Source organism: Stappia stellulata, assembly GCF_020176715.1.
Taxonomy (GTDB): domain Bacteria; phylum Pseudomonadota; class Alphaproteobacteria; order Rhizobiales; family Stappiaceae; genus Stappia.
Map to the genome: position 1 here is coordinate 1 of NZ_JAIVMF010000045.1, position 5,507 is coordinate 5,507.

The following is a 5,507-nucleotide window of genomic DNA, read 5'->3' on the forward strand; positions in this document are numbered from 1 at the left end:
ACGGTAAGGCGGGCACCTTGGTGCGGGTTGTTCATCCTTCGGGATCCTCGGCTGGAGTTTGGCGATTGCAGCCTAACCCCGAACCGGGTGAACAACCTCCTGAGACTTCACATCTAGAGCGCCTGCACCAGCGCATCGGCGACAAGCCCGCCGAACAGGATCCATCCGTAGTGCGCGTTGGAGCGGAAGAGCTTCAGGCACTGGTCGGGGTCGTCGATGTCGAGCACCACGATCTGGCGCACCAGGTGCCCGAGGCTGAGGATCAGCCCGGCAAAGGCCGCCGGCCCGGCATCGGCGCCGATCATCGCCAGTCCGAACAAGACCGTCGCGCCGCCGTAGAGGCCGGTCAGCGCCAGTTTCGTCCAGTCGCCGAAGAGCCTTGCGGTGGACTTCACGCCGACGAGCGCGTCGTCCTCCTTGTCCTGATGGGCGTAGATCGTGTCGTAGCCGATGGTCCACAGGATGCCGCCGAGATAGAGCGCGACCGGAGGCCAGTCGAGGTCGCCGAAGGCCGCGGCCCAGCCCATCAGCGCGCCCCAGGAAAACGCCAGCCCAAGGAACAGCTGCGGCCAGTTGGTCACCCGCTTCATGAAGGGGTAGACCGCGACCACGGCGAGCGAGGCGATGCCGAGCAGGATGGCGAATGTGTTGAACTGGAGAAGAACGGCGAGGCCGACGAGGGCCTGCGCCACCAGAAACACCTTGGCCTGAAACGGGGTCACCTGGCCCGAGGGCAGCGGGCGCGAGCGGGTGCGCGCGACCTTGTCGTCGATGTCCTGGTCGACGAGGTCGTTGTAGGTGCAGCCCGCGCCGCGCATGGCGATGGCTCCGATCATGAAGAGCACGAGGTGCCAGGGGTTGGGGAAGGCCGCCCCGCCGGCAATCGCGGCAAGGGCCGCCGACCACCAGCACGGCCACAGCAGCAGCTGCCAGCCGATCGGCCGTTCCCAGCGCGCCAGCCGCGCGTAAGGCCGCAGCCAGTCGGGGGCATGCGTGTCGACCCAGTGGCCCTTGACCGCGTCGGCGACGCGTCCGGAGATCGTGTCTTCGCCCATCGTCTCACCCGTTTTGACGTTTGAGCGTGTGGTACCGGGTTTGGCGCGCGAAGAAAAGGCCGCGGCGCTCTTGTCTCGCGCCGGTCCGGGCGCTACGAGGCAGGCGATCCGGCGCCACGCGCGCCGGGACGACGCAACAAGACAGGACGCGGCCATGAACATTCTCTTGATCGGATCGGGCGGACGCGAGCATGCGCTGGCATGGGCGATCGCCAGGTCGCCGCGCACCACCCGTCTCTTCGCCGCGCCTGGAAACGCCGGCATCGCCGAGGAGGCCGAGTGCATCGCGCTCGACACCGCTGACGCCGCCGCCGTGATCGCCTTCTGCAGGGCCGAGGACATCGGCCTCGTCGTCGTCGGCCCCGAGGCGCCGCTGGTCGACGGTCTCGTCGATGCGCTGTCTGAGGCCGGCATTCGCGCCTTCGGTCCGAACCGGGCGCCGGCAGCGCTTGAGGGCTCCAAGGGCTTCACCAAGGATCTGTGCGCGCGCGCCGATATTCCGACCGCCGCCTATGGCCGCTTCACCGATGCGGCGTCCGCGCGCGCCTATGTGGAAAAGAACGGCGCGCCCATCGTCGTCAAGGCGGACGGGCTCGCCGCCGGCAAGGGTGTCACCGTCGCCGAGACGGTGGAAGAAGCGCTTGCCGCCGTCGACGCCTGTTTCGACGGGGCCTATGGCGCGGCCGGGGCCGAAGTCGTTGTCGAGGAGTGTCTCGTCGGCGAGGAGGCGAGCCTCTTTGTGCTGTGCGACGGCAGCACGGGCCTTGCGCTTGCAAGCGCGCAGGATCACAAGCGCGTCGGCAACAGTGACACCGGGCCCAACACCGGCGGCATGGGCGCCTATTCGCCCGCGCCCGTGATGGACGAGGCACTGACGGAGCGCGCCATGCGCGAGATCGTGCAGCCGACCCTCGACACGCTGCGTGCCGAGGGCATGCCCTTCACCGGCATTCTCTACGCCGGTCTGATGATCACCGCCGACGGACCGAAGCTGATCGAATACAACGTGCGCTTCGGCGACCCGGAATGCCAGGTGCTGATGATGCGGCTGCAGGACGACATCGTCGCGCTGATGGAAGCAGCCGTCGACGGCGCACTTGCCGGCGTCGACATCGCCTGGCGCGACGAGGTGGCGCTGACCGTGGTTCTGGCCGCCAGCGGCTATCCGGGGTCCTATGAGAAGGGCACCGAGATCAAGGGTCTCGACGCGCTCGCGGGCAGCGCCGACGTCAAGGTATTTCACGCCGGAACGAAACGCGACGGCGCACGCATTCTGGCGAACGGCGGGCGCGTGCTCAATGTCACCGCGCTGGGCAAGACGGTGGCCGAGGCAAAGGCGCGCGCCTATGAGGCGGTCGCGCGCATCGACTGGCCGGACGGGTTCTGCCGCAGCGACATCGGCTGGCGGGCGGTCGAACGCGAAGAGGGTTGAGCGCGAGCCGCTCCGCCCTTGATGGCTCGCGCCAAAGCGGCCATGCTCACCGCCAAACGGGCGCCATCCTGACGGCGTGCGTGCAAGGCGGAGGCAAGCGTGGGCGGCGAGATAGCGGATCTTTTTCCCGGATTTGAGGCAAGGCACGTGACCGGGGACGGCGCGGAGATCTTCTGCCGCATCAAGGGCAACGGCCCGCCGCTCCTGCTGCTGCACGGCTATCCGCAGACCCACGCCATGTGGCATCCGGTGGCCGACGCGCTTGCTCGCGATTTCACCGTGGTGGTGGCGGATCTGCGCGGTTACGGCGCCTCCGACGCGCCCGAAGGCGATCCGGCCCACGCGCGCTATTCCAAGCGCGCGATGGCCCGCGACATGGTCGCCGTGATGGCGGCGCTGGGACACGCGCGCTTCGCCGTCGCCGGGCATGACCGGGGCGGGCGCGTCGCCTATCGCATGGCGCTCGATCACCCCGACCGGCTCACAGCGCTTTGCGTGCTCGATATCCTGCCGACCTACGAGTACTGGAAGGCGATGGACTGGCGCTATGCCATGGCGATCTACCACTGGCTGTTCCTCGCCCAGCCCCATCCGCTGCCGGAACGGCTGATCGCCGGCGATCCCGGCTTCTATCTCGACTACACGCTGGCGAGCTGGACGGCGGCGAAGGATCTCTCCGCCTTCGATGCCCGCGCGCTTGCAGCCTATCGCGCGTCGTTTTCGCAAGCGGCCCGCCAGCATGCGGCCTGCGAGGACTACCGCGCCGGCGCCACCATCGACATGGAGCACGACAGCGCCGACCGCGCGGCCGGTCGCCGGATCGCGACGCCGACGCTGGTGCTCTACGGCAATGCCGGGATTGCGGGAAAGGCCTCGACCCCGCTCGACACCTGGAAAACCTGGACGGAGGATCTCACCGGCGAGGGCATCGACGGCGGGCATTTCGTCGTGGAGGAAAACCCGCAAGCCACCCTTGCCGCGCTGACGCGCTTTTTGAAAGCCCGCACGGGGCCGGCAGCGTGAGCGGCAGTTTCGATCGGCAGGACGCCTTTTCCGGCACCAAGGCGGTGCCGGACGCGCTCGCCATCGATGCGGGGCGGCTCGCCGGCTGGCTGGCGGATCATGTGCCGGGCTTTGCCGGCCCCCTGCAGGTCCGCCAGTTCAAGGGCGGGCAGTCGAATCCGACCTATCTGCTGGAAACGCCGGGCGGGTCCTTCGTGCTCAGGCGCAAGCCGCCGGGCACCCTCTTGCCGTCCGCCCATGCGGTCGACCGCGAGTACCGGGTGATGAAGGCACTGGGGGAGGTGGGCTTTCCCGTGCCGCGCGTCCTCGGGCATGAAACGGACGCCGGCGTAATCGGCACCGAGTTCTACGTGATGGAGAAGGTCGAGGGGCGGATCTTCTGGGACCCGGCGATGCCGGAGGCGGAGAAGGGAGAGCGCGCCGCCGTCTATGGCGCGATGAACGCGACGCTGGCACAGCTGCACAGCTACGATCCGCAGGCGCTTGGGCTTGGCGACTACGGCAAGCCGGAGGGCTATGTCGCGCGCCAGATCGCGCGCTGGTCGAAACAGTACCGCGCGTCCGAGACGGAAGAGATCGCCGAGATGGACCGTCTGATCGACTGGCTCCCGACCCGGCTGCCGCAAGCGCAGCCGGCGCGCGTGGTGCATGGCGACTTCCGCCTCGACAATCTGATCGTCGCACCTGAGACGCCCGACGTCGCCGCTGTGCTCGACTGGGAACTGTCGACGCTGGGCGATCCGGTCGCCGATTTTACCTACCACTGCATGCAATGGGTGATGCCGGAAGGCCCGGAGGGTGCTGGCATCGGCACGCTCGCGGGCCAGGACCTCGAGGCGCTGGGCCTGCCGGCGCTATCCGACTACATCGGATCTTACGAGCGGGCGACGGGGTTTCCGGTGGCGAAGGATCTCGATTTCTTTTTCGCCTACAACTTCTTCCGCATCGCCGCGATCCTGCAAGGGATTGCAGGGCGCGTGCGCGACGGCACGGCAACCAACGAGAACGCGGAGCAAATGGCGAAACAGATCCGCCCGCTCGCGGAAACGGCCTGGGGGTTTGCGGTCAAAGCGGGGGCGTGAGGGGAAGGCGAGGGCCGTGGGCCCTTTTCCGCTTGTGCGTTTGTAGACGTAGATTGGATCCAGGCTCAGGGGCCAGGATGACATTGGTACATGGGTCGGTGTCTGCGGTTTCTTGCTGCCTTTGGCGCTTGCGCGAAGGAAAGCTTGAGGATTACCCGACCCGCCGTTCTCTTCAGCCGTCACCCCGGACGCAGCGCGAGCTGCGATCCGGGGGCTATTGGCGCCCTCAGCGGCTTTGAAGTTCCGTTGCATATGATGCAACTTCGTACAACTCTTTGTTGATGGCCTATTTCGTTTACATCCTTGCGAGCCGAACTCGCGGAACTCTGTATGTTGGTGTCACAAACGATATTGCGCGTCGTGTATATGAGCACAAGGAAGGAGTAGGAGCCGAATTCACCAAGAGCCATGGAATCGATCGGCTAGTTTACTACGAGACATTCGATGGCGTTTCCGACGCAATAGCGCGTGAAAAGCAATTGAAGCGTTGGCGGCGCGCTTGGAAAATCAAAGCGATTGAAGATTTGAACCCGGATTGGAATGATTTGTATGTAACTTTGAATGGTTGAAGCGACCATCGATTTAGCCAGGAGGATCGATCACTGCTTCCATCAGCCGTCGCGGGAGACAGAGCGCCGGGGACCGCTCTGCATTCCTCGACTGCTCGCCCGTTTGTCGACGCGGACTGGATCCCGGCTCGGGGGCCGGGACGACGTCGGTGTGTGGGTCGCGGTCTATACCCTTCCTATCGACTGATCGTCCCGGATCTAGGGTCAGTGCTCAGGCGTGGCCTTGTTCTCAGCCGTCATCAACTCATTGCGTTGAATTCGTCTCTCATGCGTGCATTGAGGATGACGACGATCTTTCGCATGACGGCTGTTAGAGCGACGAGCTTCTTCTTTCCGCTTTCGACAA

The 5,507-nt window shown here is 66.0% G+C and carries 5 protein-coding genes; 4 read left to right on the plus strand and 1 reads right to left on the minus strand.

The genetic code is table 11. From position 1 onward, the window contains the following. Positions 1 to 113: 113 nt before the first annotated feature. A complete protein-coding gene (gene ubiA, locus LC092_RS20960) occupies positions 114 to 1,055 on the minus strand; it encodes a 4-hydroxybenzoate octaprenyltransferase (protein ID WP_224809667.1) in 942 nt (313 codons plus the stop codon). A 154-nt stretch (positions 1,056 to 1,209) separates the two neighbouring features. Here ubiA and purD point away from each other — a divergent pair, with 154 nt between their 5' ends. From purD to LC092_RS20980, 4 genes are all read left to right on the plus strand, one after another. After that, the gene (purD, locus tag LC092_RS20965) at positions 1,210 to 2,487 is read left to right on the plus strand and encodes a phosphoribosylamine--glycine ligase (protein ID WP_224809669.1); all 1,278 of its coding nucleotides are present in this window, start codon (positions 1,210 to 1,212) and stop codon (positions 2,485 to 2,487) included. Between the two features lie 147 nt (positions 2,488 to 2,634). Continuing rightward, positions 2,635 to 3,510: an alpha/beta fold hydrolase gene (locus tag LC092_RS20970; protein WP_224809671.1), complete on the plus strand. Its 876-nt coding sequence runs from the start codon at positions 2,635 to 2,637 to the stop codon at positions 3,508 to 3,510. Further along, complete coding sequence (locus tag LC092_RS20975) at positions 3,507 to 4,592, plus strand: phosphotransferase family protein (RefSeq protein WP_224809673.1); 1,086 nt, start codon at positions 3,507 to 3,509, stop codon at positions 4,590 to 4,592. The genes LC092_RS20970 and LC092_RS20975 overlap by 4 nt, the downstream gene beginning before the upstream one ends. Before the next feature lie 281 nt (positions 4,593 to 4,873). Beyond that, entirely contained in the window at positions 4,874 to 5,161 is a 288-nt protein-coding gene (locus tag LC092_RS20980; protein ID WP_224809675.1) for a GIY-YIG nuclease family protein, read from the plus strand. Positions 5,162 to 5,507: the final 346 nt, after the last annotated feature.